Source organism: Sessilibacter corallicola, assembly GCF_021290925.1.
Taxonomy (GTDB): Bacteria; Pseudomonadota; Gammaproteobacteria; order Pseudomonadales; family Cellvibrionaceae; genus Sessilibacter; species Sessilibacter corallicola.
In genome coordinates, this window is the sequence record NZ_JAJSLX010000002.1 from 1,144,596 (window position 1) to 1,159,981 (window position 15,386).

Here is a 15,386-nt window from a genome sequence, read left to right on the forward strand (position 1 = left end):
CGTGAACGCGCTACCCATACTGGCTTTTTGTGCCGGCAGCGCGATTGCCGTACAGGCGTCAATGAATGCTCAACTGGGGGTGTTGTTAAAAAGCTCCATGTTGGGAACCGGAATTGCATTTTTATTTGCCTGTTTTTTTACCGTGCTGGTTGTTGTGTCATCCAAACAATACCCACTATTAACCGATGTAAAAACCGTACCGATTTATTTATGGTTTTCCGGCGGTGCCATCGCCGCATTTGGCGTGGGTGTATTCTATTATTTAATTCCTAAAATGGGGGTTGGTTCGATGATGTCATTCGCGTTATCCGGGCAAATACTGACCGCGATAATATCCAGCCATTTCGGTTGGTTTGATCAACCAACAAAACCCATCGACAGCAAAGTTATTATTGGAACCGCCGCATTAGTTGTTGGTATCTTATTAATCAATTGGGAATCGAGTCATGACTATTAATCAATTAAATATTACCAACCTAACCGGCTTGTGGAATAAATACGGCGCAAATCCAATTGAATCTATTCATGGCGTAACATTACGCGGCAATCGTTCATGGCCGAACCGTTATTGGTTTGAAATTACCGATTCTGAACAAGTGGATAACCTAACGCCCAATCAACTCGAAAAAACACTGGATAAACTTATAAATTTAGTGCCAAGCCCGAAAATGTTACCGATATTGCCTTTGGTTAACGGATCGGAAAAAAGCAATAAAGCAATCAATGAATGGCTACAGCAATACCTAGATAACAACAATTGGCAGCTAACGCTAGAACAAACCGCCATGTACCTGGATTTAGAAAGTTATCCGTCTAATTCAGCTGCTAATAACAATCAATTAAACGTGCAAAAAATATCATCCGTTGAAGATATAAAAACCTGGATAACTGTATGCGAAGAAGCCTTCGGTTACAGCATTGATCAATCCGTAATTGAGCAAGTAAAAAACCACAGCGAAATACAACTGCTGCTAGCGCACATCAATAACCAACCCGTCGCCACAGCGTTAACTTATATCACACAAGATATCGTAGGCGTTCACCAAGTAGGTGTACGAAAAAATCAACAAGGCAAAGGCATTGCTAAACAACTGATGGAAAAAATTATTGAGCAAAATAAATTGGATAATAAAAAATTTATAGTACTGCAAGCCTCAAAAGTAGGGAAGCCATTGTATGATCGGTTGGGGTTTGGGGTGTTGTTTGAGATTGGTAGTTTTAAGCGGTAATTGAATTTAACATATAGAGTGATGAATTCTAATCATGGTTGACAAAAAATATCAATTTTTTCATCATGCCAATAATAAAAAGGCATCTATAAAATTACCACCAATACAACGAAAGCCATCAGTTAACCGATATTGTTGATCGGATCAATGCCAAATTTGGCTCCGCAGTCATACTCATCAGAAGTTAGTGAGTAACCCATCTGCGGGACAGTTTCTATAGTGTCAGCACTGTTTATGAAATAAAAAGATCAGAGGTTGCGTTGTATAGCTAACAAAGTATGGAGATTGTTTTCAAACTCTTTAAAGAGTCTTATCTATTATTTTATTGCGGCCTGGAGGATTTTGGCGCCAGTGGCGTATCTTTATTTGTTGAATATTTAAAAAGCAATAATGAAGAAGTTTATAAATGCGCTATAAATGCCAAAAGTTCTTTACAGATTTCCTTTGATGGTCGAATATTCTTTTTTAAGTCTGTGTGTGAATAAATAGAGTGTGTGGGTTGGATTGTTTTTGCACAGCTATGGGCGGGTAAGAAGGGGTTTTTTCACCCGATATTCTCCCAGTCTTTGATGATGAATCGGCAGGAATGCCTATAGTAGTTTCAAAAGTGAATAAACCTGATGGACAGTAAGTACGTTAGAAAAACAATTATAGACATACTAAATACAGCGCTCTCTGGCAAAGCTTCATTCGATGAGGTGGCGGAAAGAGCTAGATTTATTGATTCATCAATGGTTAAAAACCGGATTGATTGGCTCGCACTCGAGGTTTTGAAGAGTCTGAACTATCCAGAATTAGTTGTTCATGGTTCTTCCTCCCTTGACGATTTTTATAAAATAAATGATTTGAACTACTGGGGTGTTTTGCTTGAAGGAAAGAATTTTAGGAAACCTTCTAGGGTGCCTACTTATCAGGTGATAGGTTTTAATGATTTGAGATTACTAAAGAAAACAAAGATATTTAGGGCGCTCAATATCGACGTTACTTCACTTGAAAATAAAATTGGAGTGAGAGCAATTAAAGGTAAGGAGGGTTTTGATTTCTTTGTTAAGTTTTTATTAGAGCATGAGTCCGGCAAGCAAGTTGTTTTGACCTCTATAGCTGTTGATGGTTTTAAAATATTCGATGTAGAAGGAGATCCAGCTCTTTCCATAACAGAGCTTGAACCTTTGTATAAGTTGACTTAATAAGAAAGAAATGGATTTGAAAAATAGTCTTTGGACAAGCTTTATCAAAACAATCGAGAATGAAAAAACGATTTATAGAGGAGCCATAGGATTTGGTGCTGTGACTCCTGAGCCGCTTGCAGCGTTCTATAAATTTTTAGATCTAACAGAAAACTCAGAAGAATATTTTGTGAGCGGCTTGAATGATGACCGGCCTATTGTTGTTGGGTACTGTTTGTTTGGCCTTTTCGAGATCAACAGCAATGTGATAGGAGCAGTTGACTTGGAATTATTGGCGAATGATGAAATAATTAAATGGCAGTTCGGAAGTATTAGATGTGTTGGAACACTAACAGACTTCTATCAACAGCTCCTTTATGAAAAGAATAAAGGTAAGACTTATCATTTTAGAGATAAGGCTGTTGAAAAAATAGTGCGTCGAGTGATGAGTGACTTTTCTATTAAAAATAAGAAAAGTAAATGGAATGGTTAATAAGCGTAATTAAGGTTTCGAGAAATTAGCTTTACTTTTAAGTCCGCAGTCAGGGTCTACTATGATTAAATTTTTCTTCGAACAAGCCTCTCGGTATTATTGATGTAATGATAAATGTTAAGGATAATGGCAAGATAACTAGGGCCTGTTCACACTAATCAGACTGTCAGCTATCAGTGAGAAGTTGATGAAAAACCTGAATACAACATCGAGCTTGTCAAAACGGCTGAATATTCTTCGAAATCCTTTCAATCGTCGAAACATACGCTCTACCTCATGTACATCTCTTTGTCGTATTCCCACGGTATCTTTGGGGGAACAACCGGCATCACTTCTAAATCCAAAAAAGCTGGCGCGTATCATCGCCTTCGTAGGCTTTGTCCATGATGACACTTGCCCTTTCCCAGCCACAGTTTTCCATAGTTCTTAACAGATTGCGGCTTTCAGGCGCATCTCCTGACTGTCTTGGCGATAACGAAAAAGCCACGTCTGTCTTATCGTCAGCCTCTACCATGTGAATTTTAGTTGTCCATCCGCCTCTTGATTTACCAATGGCTTGTTGACCGTTTTTTTAACGCTCCTGTGCCATCGGATGAGTTTTAATGATTGTGCTATTCAGAGAAACTTGATCGACTTGGATATTGATAACATCCGCACTTTGGAGCACTGGGAAAACATGATTCAACCCCCCTTTTTTTGCCCAACGATTCACACGCATGTAAATGGCATACCACTAACCAAAGCGCTCGGGAAGACCTCTCCGCTTGCAGCCGTGTTCTGCAACGTATAATACGGCGTTAATGACCTGTATATTCGGTACTTTTACATTACCACGCTGCACTGGGAGCAAATGTTCAATAATTTTAAATTGCGATTTTGTAATTTCCATAAGCGCAGATTTTATCAAATTTTGTGTGAGCAGACCCTAGGTATCAACTTAACATTCAAATTCTGTTAATCATAATTATTTGACGGTATTTGAATTTTAAAACTTGTGGTTTGTGTCTCATATATTGGCGTCTGTAATTCTATAGATATTCTTTAAATTTGAGAGAATTAGATGGCTTTATAAATTTATCATTTACTATTTAGGATGCGGCTATGGCTTTGTTTCACGATTCTATTGTTAATCGTGCTATCGACAGATTCGCTAAAGATGATAACCCTTCATTGTTGCAGTGGAACCAGCTTAAATCACTTTCGCAAGTACAAAAGAATTTAATTGCTTATGAAGCGAGCAGTCGATCTATGTCGTTCGAGCAACTCATAGACGAAGCTCATGATTCCTCCCGATTGGCTCGACACATGAGCACCCATGGTGATCCAAGGCCTACATCTAATTGTGATTGCCATGCGATTGTTGCTGGTGGTGACCCGCGCGCGGTTCCATTGAGAGCCGTTTTGGCGTGGTTAAAGCTGAGGATAGATATGCCATTCAATGGGGTTTGGTTACCACATAATACCGCAGCAGTTCCTACAATGCCGAGTTATTTACGTAAGGCGGTTCCTCACAGTAGAATACATCGCAATGGTTATTACCGATGGTTAGCTACGTTAATTGATGTGAGCCTTATTAAGGATAGTCAAACATTGGTTAAGACATTAAAAGATATTCGTTTTAAACTCGAAACGTCCACTTTTCCTGGTTATGTAATGTTAAAGGCTAATGAGTTACCATGATTTATCGAATAACCCACAATGAACAATTCTTAATGCATGTGATTCCTCCTGTAGAATCCATGCGAAAGCTGGGTGAAGTGTACGGCACGTTTGCCTTTGATGCGTCGCCAAAAGCCTATTTGGAATACTGGCAGCCATTAACCATAGAGTTTAAACAATGTTCCGGTAGTAAAGCCACGGATATTCCTGATTTGTCAGAAAACTTCGGTCGGTTGTTTCTATCTGAGCGGGCGCATGAGGTTTTAAAAGATTTATTGTTGCTATCCGGCGAGTTGTTACCTGTTATTTATAAGCAGGGTAGAGGTTATATTTTTAATCCATTAAAAACCGTTGAAGAATTTAATGCCTATGATGAATCTAAATGCGTGTACGACGACAATGGCAATCTAACGTATCTAGCGATTGATGAATTTGCTGTCGAAAATTATGGTTGTTTGAAAACTCAACGCGATGCATATAAAGCAATGTATTGTTCCGAAGAAATTAAGCAAGCGTGTGAATCGGCGGGTTTAACCGGTGTTGTTTTTCATAAAGATCTTGCTAATCCCATTGGTGAGTCATTTGGTGAAGTTCATTGATCTAGTGTTATAGAGTTGCTTGATGAATTTAAAAATACTAGTTTTACGTATTTTATACTTAGTTTTAGGTGTTGGTTGTGCTCAAAGCCATGATGTCAGGTCTGATGGTGAGGAATTAGATCATCCCTTGGTCAATGTGGAATATAAAATGAGTGTGTTAGATTTGATGGCTAAGCTCAAGGTATTAGCGTCTATGATGACGAAAACTGAGGTGAAAATTCGATGAAAACGATAGCATTTCCATCATCAGTAAAGGCTAAGCTTTTATCTATTGCAACGAGCAATAAATACCAACAAATCATCGACATACTACGACGGGGCCGTGATGATGAATTGATTATCAATGATTTAATTGAAGCACAGGCTATCGTTGATACTGTTAGAGCAAAATTAATTGATACCCAATTAAAATACCCTAATTGGGACGATGAATTACCAAACTACAATGAAGATCATGAAGAAGCATTTCAAGATTTTCAAATGGGAGTATTTGAGAAAACGGTTTTTTATATTTCCCATGAATTTGATGTTCGAACTATGACTTAATTTCAGCTTTTGTAGAAATATATTGGAAACTGGTTCTACTCAGATGAGGTGATAATATTATGATTGTTTAGGGGCACAGAATCGCGGTTATAACCCATTTAAAATGGATTTTCCAATATTTAGTCTGATTGAATATCAATCAGGTTTAACGATTTTCAATTCTGGTTTTTCTTCGCCATAATCATCCTCGAACTCATCGGCCAGTTGATCAATTATTTTATCCGGGTTGCCAGCTAGCAACCCTTCTGGTTCAGTCGAGTCAATAGGCGGAACAGGGTATTTCTCGCGATGTTTGTAGCCGAATTCTTTAAGTCGTTTCTTCGCTTCTTCTAGGCTTGGTTCTGGCTTATATTTCTTAGTCATCACGTAGACCTCTGTCTGATTTATTGCTTTTGTCTGAGGGTGCTGAGTTATCAGTTACGGGCTTGTTGGATTTTACCTTCGATAACATCAATTCTCACCTTTGCATTACATCTAGAGGATCTACCAAGCGTCAATCACCTTCTGTTAGTTTTGGTCGTCTGAAAACAGCGCAGTGCTTAAAGTTGGTTTGTTTGTGAAGGCTAGTGTGCCTATATCTTTTAATAAGAAGATATTACTATTGCTCTGCTTTCTTAGAATTATTACCCTGAGATCAATGATGCCCGAATTATTCCATAACTATATGATTTATATCTAAATATTAACTTTATTGCGCTAAATTTATCTGTTTGGTACCAATTTTGGGTTATTAACTTATTCTTTATTTATTCTAATATATTATTTTTGTGAGTGATAAATATTGAGAGAATAGAACACTAACAATGAATAAGCATGGTTTCTATTTTTCTTTCGGAGGTGGCTTTGTTTGCCAAAATAAAAACGGAGTTTAGCAATGCGCCTCTGAGCACGTCTGAGACCTTCTTGAAAATAATGGCTGCTTTAGGAACTGCTGTCGTCTCGCTATTTTACTTTTTTTCAGGTTCGACTGGTGAGGTTGATTCGGGAGATAACAAAGCTGAGATTCCTATCGTTGTTCCAGAAATTGCTCCAGAGATAAAGCCTGAGTTAATAACTAAGGTGATAGACGAACCAAAAAATTACCAAGAAACTACTGCGAAAATATCTGAACAAAAAAATACTGATCTATCTGAAACTCCGAAAAATTATATTGAGATAGCGGATTTTGTAGATATTAACTCTAACTTTTTTGAACTTGGTATAGGTGATGATGCGTATAATTTGATTGACGGTAATATAAATACCACAGTCAAATTTCCCTCTCAAAAACGAACACTGCAGGCTAAATTCACATTGGTCTTTGCTGAGCCTGTCATCATTAAATATATCGGCATTGGTCAACCTAATTCAGACTACCAGTTACATCTTTCTAAAATAAAAATTCGAGCGCAATATGCCAATAATCATTGGGGTGATTGGGTTGAATATAAAATTGAATCCAGTAGAGGAGAGGCACGTCTCAATTTTTCTGATTCTCAGCAGGTGTTGACGCTTGACTTTAATCCCATTAGTAGTGTGAATAAGTTTCGTGCAACAGAATTAGGTGATGTTTCAATTTATCGGTATTAATTATTAATTTAGGGGGTTTTGTGCGTAAGATTTTTGTTTTTGGTGTTCTTTGCTTTTTTTCTCTATTTTCTAGGGCGGATGAATCGGTGATTGGTCACTGGCAAACTACTCAGGTATTTGATGGCTTGCCAGTAGTTGTCGATATTGTGATTACTCAGTTGGCGTTAAAGGATAAATCTACAAAGATGAGTTTTGCATCGCCTCGAAACTGTTCAGTTACCTTTCAGTATTCTGGTTTGGTAGAAGAGTATGAGTTTTTTTATGTGGCTAGTACTACATTGAGTACTTGGTGTGAGAGAAATATGAGGCCAGGTAAAAGAAAAGTTGCTTATATGAAGGCTAAAACTAATCAGAGTGGGCAGTTGATATATGACTTGTTTCAAAATGGTGCTCGTGTCGAAGGTGGAATTGCTAAGAGACTAAAATAAAAAATTTTATTAATATGCTCCTAAATCATTAATTGAATTAGGAGCATTTCTTAACTTTTAAACACTAACCACCACTTTCCCCATTGCTTTTCCACTCGCTAATCTCTCATGCGCTTGTCCAATTTCTTCTAAGCCAAATTCTTGCTCGTCTAAAATAGGTTTTAGTTTTCCGGCATCTGCAATTTCGGCGAGTTTAGTTAGGATTTTTCCATGTTGTTCGCGTTGGTAGTTGTGCAGCATCGGTATCAGCATAAATACTACGTGCAGTGATAAGCCTTTAAAGTGTGCGAGTGTTAAATCCAGTTCTACCATTGAAACCGTTGTAGCTATGTGTGCATTTAAGGCGGCGGCTTCAAAGGAATTAATAATGTTGGCGCCGCCGACGGAATCGAATACCACGTTAAAGCCGGTTCCGTTGGTGTGTTTGGTAACGTAATCGGCAACGGTTTCGGTTTTGTAGTTGATGGGGGTTGCGCCGAGTTGTTCGATCAGTGCCAGTTGTTTTTCTCCGCCGCCAGTTGAATACACGTCGGCGCCAAAATAATTGGCCAGTTGCAGTGCAATATGACCAACGCCGCCGCTGCCGCCGTGCACTAATACGGTTTGGTTTTCACCGATATTGGCGCGGGTTAAGCCTTCGTAGGCGGTTATGCCGACTAAGGGAATGGCGGCGGCTTCGTGCATGGTCAGGGTTTTGGGTTTGTGGGCGATGAGTTTTGCGTCTGCCAATAGGTATTCAGCGAGTGTGCCTGGCAGGTCTGCGAGTCCTCCGGCGCAACCATACACTTCGTCGCCAACGTTAAAGTCGGTCACACCTTCCCCTATTGCTTCTACGGTGCCCGCGAAATCCATCCCTAGAATTGCCGGTAGTGCGGGCGACAACGGTAGTTCTTCGCCCATTTGGCGGATCATGGTGTCGACGGTGTTGACGCTGGTTGCGGCAATTTTTACCAAAACGTGTCCGGGTTTAACGGTGGGTTTTGGGTGTTCGGTGGGTTCAAATACGGCGTCGCTGCCATAGGTGTTGAGTAGCATTGCTTTCATGCGGGAGTTCTCTGTAATCGTTGAAAAACCCAGCATAATTGTTCGTGAAATAATTGATAATATGCATTAATGTTGATTCAGTTTATGGATTCTGTTGAAAATCGTGCGTATGAATATTGATCACTTACAATTATTTGTTCGAATTGCCGTTACCCAAAACATCAGTTCGGCCGGTAAAGAACTGGGTTTGTCGCCAGCGGTTGCCAGCAGCCATATCAATAAGCTGGAGCAATCCCTGGGCACGCGCTTGATTCACAGAACCACTCGCCAGGTGTCGTTAACTGAGGAAGGCAAAGCGTTTCTGCCGCACGCGCAACAGGTGTTAGAGAGTGTTGAAACCGCTAAATCGTCGGTGGGCGGTGGCGCGGCTAAGCCGCAAGGTAAGTTGCGGGTCACGGCACCGGCATCGTTTGGGCGCATGCACGTGTTGCCAGCGTTAACAGCGTTCTTTGAACGTTATCCCGATCTGCATGTGGATTTGTCGTTAAGTGACAGCATTATCGATATGGTTGAAGGCGGGTTTGACGTCGCAATTCGAGATGCCGCTTTGAACGATTCAACGCTGATTGCGCGAAAACTGGCGCCAGTAGATCGCATTGTTTGTGCCTCGCCGGATTATTTAGCTAAGCACGGTGAGCCAAAAGTACCGCAAGATTTATTGCATCATCAATGCGTGAATTTAATGGGGCTTGAAACCTGGGGTTTTGATACGCCTTCGGGCAAGCAGTTGGTTAAAACTCAAGATCATTTGCGTACCGATAACGGCGAAGTTGCCAGAGACGCTTGCGTTGATGGTCTTGGAATTATTATTTGTTCTACGTGGTGTTGTTATCAGCAGGTGCAACGCGGCGAGCTAATACCGATTTTAACGGAATTTCCTCTGTCTGCTAAAACCGATATTTGGGCGGTGTATCCGAGTTCACGGTTGTTAGCGCCCAAAGTTAGAGTGTTTATTGATTTCTTTTTAGAGCGTTTTGCGGGCGTGCCTTATTGGCAGCGGGAAATGAAAACCAAGTAATTATTTTAAGATTATCAATAAATTCTAAAAACTGATTCCTCTTTTCTTACTGTTATCAATGGGTGTTCCGATAACTATGATTCTCGGACTTTAACCGCTGTGATTAATGAAGAGGGTATTATGGACTACGTTGATTTTAAAACGTTTGAAGCTGTCGCTAATAATGGTGTTTTAATGGTAACGTTTGATTTTCCTCCGGTGAATGTTCAAGGTTTACCAATGCTGGCTGATCTAAATATGCTGGCGCAAAAGTTAGAAGCGGATAAAACAATAAAAGTTGTTGTGTTTCAGTCTGCTCATCCGGAAATTTTCGTCTGCCATGCGGATACTAATTTTTTGAAAGATATATCTGCCAAACCGGTATCCCGTGAAGAAGTGGAGCTGTTGGATTTGCAGGTTGTGCTTGAACGAATCAGCCAATTACCGCAAGCAACTATCGCTAAAATTGAGGGTTTTGCCCGTGGTGGTGGCCACGAATTTGCGCTTGCGTGTGACATGCGTTTTGCTGCGCGTGGCAAAGCTAAATTTATGCAAATGGAAGTAGGGATGGGAATCCTTCCCTGTGGCGGCGGTGCTTCAAGAATGGCTCGGCAAGTGGGATTGGGTCGCGCGTTAGAAATTGTATTGGCAGCGGATGATTTCGATGCTGACCAAGCAGAAGCTTACGGTACCATTAATCGCGCACTGGATCCCGAAGAAATTGGACCGTTTGTAGATGCGTTCGCGCAACGCATCGCTCGTTGGCCTTGTGAATCTATCAATGCAACTAAAAAGGCAGTGCTCGCTTCGGTTGATTTACCCATCCGGGAGGCGTTGCGTGAAGAGGCGTATTGGCTTTATCAGGCTACCAGTCAAACGCCAGCACTGAAGCGTTTTAAATGGGCCGACGACAACGAAGCGCAATTTGAATTAGAGAATCAGCGTAATTGGCCGGATATGTTGGTCAATGTGCAAGAGGTTAAGTGATTTAAAAACTTTTTCAACTTATGCCAGAGGTATTTTGCTTCTGGCGTTTCGGATAAATGACTATGTCTAAAACAATTTTAATTACCGGTGCCACAGACGGTATTGGTTTAGAAACAGCAAAAATACTTCTCGACAAAGGTCATCACGTTATTTTAAGCGGCCGCAACGAGAAGAAAATGGCGGCGGTGGTCGATGAGCTTTCTGCTAAAGGATCTTTGGATTCTGTCATCGCCGATTTATCGAGCTTACAGGCTGTTAATCAGCTAGCTGTGAACGTGGCTAAACGGTACTCAAAGATTGATGTCTTAATTAACAACGCTGGTATTTTAGAATCGAAAACACCCTTGAATGAGCACGGACACGATGTTCGCTTTGTGGTTAATACCCTTGCGCCGTATCTTCTTACTAAAAAGCTCATGCCGAATTTTGAGTCAGACAGCCGAATTATTAATTTGTCTTCCGCGGCGCAAGCGTCGATAAATCTGTCTGCTCTTGCGGGTAATAATGTGGTACTAGAAAGTATGGATGCCTACGCGCAAAGTAAATTGGCGATTACTATGTGGACGATTTTTTTGGCGGAAAAATACGCAAATGGGCCAGAGTTTATTGCTGTGAATCCTGGCTCGTTGCTTGGCAGTAAAATGGTTAAAGAAAAATTTGGCATTTCAGGAAATGATATTTTAGTAGGTGCTAATATTTTGGTAGAAGCTGCGTTGTCAGAAAAATTTGCCCATGCCTCGGGTAAATATTTTGATAATGACCTTGGTGATTTTGGCAACCCTCACGCCGATGCGAATAATCCAAAAAAGGTTAGTGATGTTATGGCAATCATTGAAGACTGTATTCGTGACTACGAAGCGTAATTATCAGTATAAAAATTTTTAGCTTTTATACAGGCTCATCAGAATACAATTTATATATAAATTTTCGCATGTAACGGATAACTGCTTTTCAATACTTATAAAAAGGAGTATTGTTTGCTGCCAGGAGTTCCTGCCGTTTCTATCTATAAAAATAATTTTTCCAGGACTAAAGTTGTATTATTTGCTGTTTGCCGTTTAAAAACAGTACTAATCTGGATTTATTACCATGTTACATTATTTTCTGATGGGCCTTGCCGTGCTCGCTTTATTGAGCATTGTGTTTGAAGAAGTTATTCATATCAATAAAGCAAAAACTACGCTGTTTTTTGGTTGTCTCTCCTGGGTTTTGCTTTTTTTCTTTGCTGATTCTGCTCAAGAACGAGAAAACATCAGCCATTTTTTAAATGAAAACCTGTTAGAAATAGCAACGCTCTGGCTGTTTTTAATGTCTACGATGACTTTTGTCGCTTATTTAAATGCCAAGGGTCTGATTCAAACTTTTGTACAAAAATTATTTCCCCAAGAGTTATCTAAAAGATTGTTATTAATACTGGTGGCGTTATTTGCATTAGTACTTTCTGCTATTTGCGATAATGTTACCGCTACCTTGGTGACTATCGGATTAATTCAGTCCTTTGATTTAGAAAAACAAGATCGGTTAAAAATGGCCGCACTCACTGTGTTTGCGGTGAATTCCGGCGGTGTTGCATTAATTACCGGTGACGTTACAACGCTGATGATTTTTCTAGCTGGTCACGTGGATATGGGGCAATTATTAATCTTGTTAATTCCTTCTGCCGTGAGTGTGGTCGCGCTGGCGATTTTATTCAGTTTTGGCATGCATGGGCGAGTAACCACTGAGGTGGTACAGAGAACATTTACGTCGGTTGATATCGCCATTGCAATCGTCTTTTTTGCGACGATTATATGCACCATGCTTTTTAATATTTTCTTTTCCATTCCTCCGGTTTTAACATTTTTAATGGGTTTGTCCATTATGTTTTTGATTGGTCGAACGGTATCTACCGATGCTGAGCAAACCCAAGTTCTTGAGTACATCCGTCAAATTGAGTATGACACCTTGTTGTTCTTTTTGGGCATTTTAATGTTGGTTGGCATGCTCCAAGAAATACAGGTATTGGAGCAGGTTGCTCGTTGGTATTCTGAATTAGCACCGATTTATTCGAATTATATTGCGGGTGTGGTTTCTGCGTTACTCGATAACGTGCCCTTGACTGCGGCGTTATTGAAAGCAAGTCCAGAATTAACAACGTCGCAATGGTTGGGCTTAACCTATTCTGTGGGTGTTGGTGGTTCGTTGTTGATTATTGGTTCGGCTGCGGGAATTATTACCATGAGCAAGGTTAAGGAAATGACGTTTGGTGCTTATATGCGTTATTTTCCGGCGTTGCTGATTTGCTACACCATCGGTTATCTGTTGTCGATTTCGATTCCAACGTTGTTGTAATCTTTTAAAAATCCAGAAGGCTCCAAAATGTTGGGGCTTTCTGATTTATTAGTTTTTTATTTAGCCTTGTTTTTTCTGCTAGTTCTTTTGTTAGTGCTTCTGTTTTTCTACTCTTTATTTTCTTTTGTTCTCTACTTGTTGCTCTTTCTAGATTTTTGTGGCTTGTTTTTGTTTTGTCTGTAAGCGCCATTTTAGGCAGTAAAACCCGTTAAATAACTAAACCTATTCAACAACTCAATCTGTTAAACAAAACCTGACTGAATAGACTTGTTTGGCTCTCGCAGATTTATGGTATTTGTTCTTTTGAAAATAAGCGCAGGTTTGTGCTACATGAGTTTTATTTCAGTTTCGTTAAAATCCATTTTGAGTTTATTGATTTTACGAATTTTGATCGTTCAAGTTGTTGTTATTATCCCCTTTTTGGCCTCTTTCACTTTTTATGACACATATGCGTCGAATTTATGAAATAAGTAGCAAATTGTAACAATTCTCGATTACCTTCCCTCCGTACCAGATTTTATTCATACGGTGATAATAATAGCGCTGCATTTTTAACGCTGATTGTGGCCTCCGTGATAATTAGCTATGTGAGTCGAGGGATATGAAAGCAATAAACTTTGTCGTACCTGGAACATTCGTTCTTCTACTGTCTGCTTGTAGTGATGATTCAAGTAAAAAACCTGTCGTGAATGCGCCTGAGTCGACAGCTAAATCGACCGAGTCGGTATCGGTTGATACTGAAGCAAAAAAAGAAGACATGGTGTATTTAGAGCAAGACCCTGCGTTTGTGAAAGATATTATTTCTGCGTCGGTGAGCAGCCAGTCGAATATGTTTAACCGAGAAGCGGTTATTCCTCCTCAATGCTATACAAAAACGGAAGGTCACTTTAACCCTTGTTATACCTGCCACCAATTTGCTACGCCGGGAGAAGGTCGCGCTAATTGGATGAGCGATGGTGAATTGCAAGGCGATTACGGTTTTTCTGATTTGGGCGTTACCAATCACTGGTTGAATTTATTCGAAGATCGCACCGCTCGAATTGAAAAAATCTCAGATCAAGAAATTGATGAATACGTAAACGAAGACAATTATTCGTCTTTGGCTGGGCGGTTGATGGAGCAGGGTTGGGATGCTTGGTATCCAGATTTAAAAGATCTTCATTTGGCCGCTGATGCGTTTGATGATCAAGGTTTCGCGAAAGATGGCAGCGGCTGGGTAGCGTTTAATTATATGCCGTTACCAAGTACGTTTTGGCCAACCAACGGTTCTACCGATGATGTCATGATTCGCTTGCCAGAAGGTTTTCAGCAAGCCGCTGACGGTAAAAATAGCCGAGATATTTATCTGTTGAATTTGTCTGTTGTTGAAGCAGCCATCAAAAACTTCACTGAAATTTCGATTCCAGAAATGGACGAAAAAGCGTTGGGTATTGATTTAAATGGCGATGGCGAATTAACAAAAACTCAAAGCTTAAAACGCCCAACGCATTATTTGGGTGGCGCATCGGATATTGCGGTGAAAACATTTTTATACCCGCGATACACCGAGTTTTTGCACACCGTGCGTTACGTTGGTATTGATGATCAAGGTGATGTCTACACGCCACCTAGAATGAAAGAAGTGCGTTACATGGTGAAAACGGTAGACCATAAAAAGTCGACTCTTGGCGCATTTTACGCAGAAGAACAAAAGGACAAGGAAGAAGGCAATCTGCCGCGTTATGCAACGCTTGGTCAGGAAGGTTTGGACAATAAATTCGGATGGCAATTAATTGGCTTTATTGAAAACGAACAGGGCGTGTTAAGACAACAAAAATACGAAGAAAACCTGTTTTGTATGGGGTGTCACACCACCATTGGTTCAACCATCGATCAAACCTTTGCCTTTGCTCGTAAAGTGGATGGTGCTCAAGGTTGGGGGTATTTAAATCTGAAAGGTATGCCCGATGTGCCTATGTTTGGTGGCGAAATACCGTCTAACTTAGAATACTTAGAGCGAGTCGGCGGTGGTAATGAATTCCGTGAAAACGAAGAAATTCAAAATTTGTATTTTGATCACGGTAAATTAAATAAAGAAAAAGTGGCTGCGGTAAAAGACGTTTACGAACTTATCACACCGTCTCCTGAGCGAGCACGTGCTTTAAACAAAGCGTATCGTACGATCGTTGAAGATCAAGATTACGTTTACGGTCGCGATGCTAACTTAAAGCCTGCAACTAACGTATTTAGAAGCATTGATACGGAAGTGCCACCGTTGGAACCTCAACACCGAGCAACTTACGATATTCGTTTGGATTGGTCGGGCTATAAAGAGGACTGATTGTCAGTCGATAAAATC

The 15,386-nt window shown here is 40.3% G+C and carries 18 protein-coding genes and 1 pseudogene; 15 read left to right on the forward strand and 4 right to left on the reverse strand.

Going from position 1 to position 15,386, the window contains the following annotated elements; genetic code table 11:
• Position 1: 1 nt before the first annotated feature.
• The 4 genes from LU361_RS12165 to LU361_RS12180 all read left to right on the forward strand — a co-directional run bounded on the left by LU361_RS12165 (position 2) and on the right by LU361_RS12180 (position 2,888).
• The gene (locus tag LU361_RS12165; protein WP_233089112.1) at positions 2–457 is read left to right on the forward strand and encodes a DMT family transporter; all 456 of its coding nucleotides are present in this window, start codon (positions 2–4) and stop codon (positions 455–457) included.
• Positions 447–1,229 carry a GNAT family N-acetyltransferase gene (locus tag LU361_RS12170; protein ID WP_233089113.1) on the forward strand — a complete coding sequence of 261 codons (783 nt, stop codon included), beginning with the start codon at positions 447–449 and terminating at the stop codon, positions 1,227–1,229. The genes LU361_RS12165 and LU361_RS12170 overlap by 11 nt, the downstream gene beginning before the upstream one ends.
• Before the next feature lie 620 nt (positions 1,230–1,849).
• Positions 1,850–2,416, forward strand: coding sequence for a hypothetical protein (locus tag LU361_RS12175; protein WP_233089114.1), 567 nt, complete (start codon positions 1,850–1,852; stop codon positions 2,414–2,416).
• A gap of 10 nt (positions 2,417–2,426) precedes the next feature.
• Complete coding sequence (locus tag LU361_RS12180) at positions 2,427–2,888, forward strand: hypothetical protein (RefSeq protein WP_233089115.1); 462 nt, start codon at positions 2,427–2,429, stop codon at positions 2,886–2,888.
• Positions 2,889–3,026: 138 nt separating this feature from the next.
• Here the strand turns inward: LU361_RS12180 and LU361_RS12185 are convergent.
• Positions 3,027–3,777 (reverse strand): annotated as a pseudogene (locus LU361_RS12185) (IS5 family transposase).
• Positions 3,778–3,989: 212 nt separating this feature from the next.
• Here LU361_RS12185 and LU361_RS12190 point away from each other — a divergent pair.
• The 4 genes from LU361_RS12190 to LU361_RS12205 are packed head-to-tail and all read left to right on the forward strand — an operon-like array spanning position 3,990 to position 5,692.
• Positions 3,990–4,568 carry an AHH domain-containing protein gene (locus LU361_RS12190; RefSeq protein ID WP_233089116.1) on the forward strand — a complete coding sequence of 193 codons (579 nt, stop codon included), beginning with the start codon at positions 3,990–3,992 and terminating at the stop codon, positions 4,566–4,568.
• Entirely contained in the window at positions 4,565–5,146 is a 582-nt protein-coding gene (locus LU361_RS12195) for a hypothetical protein (protein ID WP_233089117.1), read from the forward strand. The genes LU361_RS12190 and LU361_RS12195 overlap by 4 nt, the downstream gene beginning before the upstream one ends.
• A gap of 22 nt (positions 5,147–5,168) precedes the next feature.
• Positions 5,169–5,372, forward strand: coding sequence for a hypothetical protein (locus LU361_RS12200; RefSeq protein WP_233089118.1), 204 nt, complete (start codon positions 5,169–5,171; stop codon positions 5,370–5,372).
• Positions 5,369–5,692: a hypothetical protein gene (locus tag LU361_RS12205; RefSeq protein ID WP_233089119.1), complete on the forward strand. Its 324-nt coding sequence runs from the start codon at positions 5,369–5,371 to the stop codon at positions 5,690–5,692. The genes LU361_RS12200 and LU361_RS12205 overlap by 4 nt, the downstream gene beginning before the upstream one ends.
• 135 nt (positions 5,693–5,827) lie before the next feature.
• Here the strand turns inward: LU361_RS12205 and LU361_RS12210 are convergent, their stop codons facing one another.
• Positions 5,828–6,055 carry a hypothetical protein gene (locus LU361_RS12210; RefSeq protein WP_233089120.1) on the reverse strand — a complete coding sequence of 76 codons (228 nt, stop codon included), beginning with the start codon at positions 6,053–6,055 and terminating at the stop codon, positions 5,828–5,830.
• 480 nt (positions 6,056–6,535) lie between these two features.
• On the opposite strand from LU361_RS12210, the gene LU361_RS12215 reads away from it, so the two are divergent.
• The gene (locus LU361_RS12215) at positions 6,536–7,261 is read left to right on the forward strand and encodes a hypothetical protein (protein ID WP_233089121.1); all 726 of its coding nucleotides are present in this window, start codon (positions 6,536–6,538) and stop codon (positions 7,259–7,261) included.
• Positions 7,262–7,281: 20 nt separating this feature from the next.
• The gene (locus LU361_RS12220; RefSeq protein ID WP_233089122.1) at positions 7,282–7,689 is read left to right on the forward strand and encodes a hypothetical protein; all 408 of its coding nucleotides are present in this window, start codon (positions 7,282–7,284) and stop codon (positions 7,687–7,689) included.
• Between the two features lie 57 nt (positions 7,690–7,746).
• On the opposite strand, the gene LU361_RS12225 is transcribed toward LU361_RS12220, so the two are convergent.
• On the reverse strand, positions 7,747–8,733 hold the full coding sequence (locus tag LU361_RS12225; RefSeq protein WP_233089123.1) for a zinc-dependent alcohol dehydrogenase family protein: 987 nt from the start codon (positions 8,731–8,733) through the stop codon (positions 7,747–7,749).
• Positions 8,734–8,842: 109 nt separating this feature from the next.
• Between LU361_RS12225 and LU361_RS12230 the strand changes: the two genes are divergently transcribed.
• The 4 genes from LU361_RS12230 to nhaD all read left to right on the forward strand — a co-directional run bounded on the left by LU361_RS12230 (position 8,843) and on the right by nhaD (position 13,048).
• Positions 8,843–9,751, forward strand: a complete 909-nt coding sequence (locus tag LU361_RS12230) for a LysR family transcriptional regulator (RefSeq protein WP_233089538.1) — start codon at positions 8,843–8,845, stop codon at positions 9,749–9,751.
• Between the two features lie 120 nt (positions 9,752–9,871).
• Positions 9,872–10,717 carry an enoyl-CoA hydratase/isomerase family protein gene (locus LU361_RS12235; protein WP_233089124.1) on the forward strand — a complete coding sequence of 282 codons (846 nt, stop codon included), beginning with the start codon at positions 9,872–9,874 and terminating at the stop codon, positions 10,715–10,717.
• 62 nt (positions 10,718–10,779) lie between these two features.
• On the forward strand, positions 10,780–11,580 hold the full coding sequence (locus tag LU361_RS12240; RefSeq protein ID WP_233089125.1) for an SDR family NAD(P)-dependent oxidoreductase: 801 nt from the start codon (positions 10,780–10,782) through the stop codon (positions 11,578–11,580).
• 226 nt (positions 11,581–11,806) lie between these two features.
• Entirely contained in the window at positions 11,807–13,048 is a 1,242-nt protein-coding gene (gene nhaD, locus LU361_RS12245; protein WP_233089126.1) for a sodium:proton antiporter NhaD, read from the forward strand.
• A 4-nt stretch (positions 13,049–13,052) separates the two neighbouring features.
• On the opposite strand, the gene LU361_RS12250 is transcribed toward nhaD, so the two are convergent.
• A complete protein-coding gene (locus tag LU361_RS12250; protein ID WP_233089127.1) occupies positions 13,053–13,238 on the reverse strand; it encodes a hypothetical protein in 186 nt (61 codons plus the stop codon).
• A gap of 411 nt (positions 13,239–13,649) precedes the next feature.
• Here LU361_RS12250 and LU361_RS12255 point away from each other — a divergent pair, with 411 nt between their 5' ends.
• Positions 13,650–15,368, forward strand: coding sequence for an Aq_1262 family (lipo)protein (locus LU361_RS12255; RefSeq protein ID WP_233089128.1), 1,719 nt, complete (start codon positions 13,650–13,652; stop codon positions 15,366–15,368).
• Positions 15,369–15,386: the final 18 nt, after the last annotated feature.

What these genes read in the sequence shown, in the direction of transcription:
- LU361_RS12210 (WP_233089120.1), bottom strand. Translation starts at nt 6,055, where the DNA reads ATGACTAAGAAATATAAGCCAGAACCAAGCCTAGAAGAAGCGAAGAAA.
- LU361_RS12190 (WP_233089116.1), top strand. Translation starts at nt 3,990, where the DNA reads ATGGCTTTGTTTCACGATTCTATTGTTAATCGTGCTATCGACAGATTC.
- LU361_RS12230 (WP_233089538.1), top strand. Translation starts at nt 8,843, where the DNA reads ATGAATATTGATCACTTACAATTATTTGTTCGAATTGCCGTTACCCAA.
- LU361_RS12255 (WP_233089128.1), top strand. Translation starts at nt 13,650, where the DNA reads ATGAAAGCAATAAACTTTGTCGTACCTGGAACATTCGTTCTTCTACTG.
- LU361_RS12240 (WP_233089125.1), top strand. Translation starts at nt 10,780, where the DNA reads ATGTCTAAAACAATTTTAATTACCGGTGCCACAGACGGTATTGGTTTA.
- LU361_RS12180 (WP_233089115.1), top strand. Translation starts at nt 2,427, where the DNA reads ATGGATTTGAAAAATAGTCTTTGGACAAGCTTTATCAAAACAATCGAG.
- LU361_RS12250 (WP_233089127.1), bottom strand. Translation starts at nt 13,238, where the DNA reads ATGGCGCTTACAGACAAAACAAAAACAAGCCACAAAAATCTAGAAAGA.
- LU361_RS12205 (WP_233089119.1), top strand. Translation starts at nt 5,369, where the DNA reads ATGAAAACGATAGCATTTCCATCATCAGTAAAGGCTAAGCTTTTATCT.
- nhaD (WP_233089126.1), top strand. Translation starts at nt 11,807, where the DNA reads ATGTTACATTATTTTCTGATGGGCCTTGCCGTGCTCGCTTTATTGAGC.
- LU361_RS12170 (WP_233089113.1), top strand. Translation starts at nt 447, where the DNA reads ATGACTATTAATCAATTAAATATTACCAACCTAACCGGCTTGTGGAAT.
- LU361_RS12175 (WP_233089114.1), top strand. Translation starts at nt 1,850, where the DNA reads ATGGACAGTAAGTACGTTAGAAAAACAATTATAGACATACTAAATACA.
- LU361_RS12200 (WP_233089118.1), top strand. Translation starts at nt 5,169, where the DNA reads ATGAATTTAAAAATACTAGTTTTACGTATTTTATACTTAGTTTTAGGT.
- LU361_RS12195 (WP_233089117.1), top strand. Translation starts at nt 4,565, where the DNA reads ATGATTTATCGAATAACCCACAATGAACAATTCTTAATGCATGTGATT.
- LU361_RS12235 (WP_233089124.1), top strand. Translation starts at nt 9,872, where the DNA reads ATGGACTACGTTGATTTTAAAACGTTTGAAGCTGTCGCTAATAATGGT.
- LU361_RS12225 (WP_233089123.1), bottom strand. Translation starts at nt 8,733, where the DNA reads ATGAAAGCAATGCTACTCAACACCTATGGCAGCGACGCCGTATTTGAA.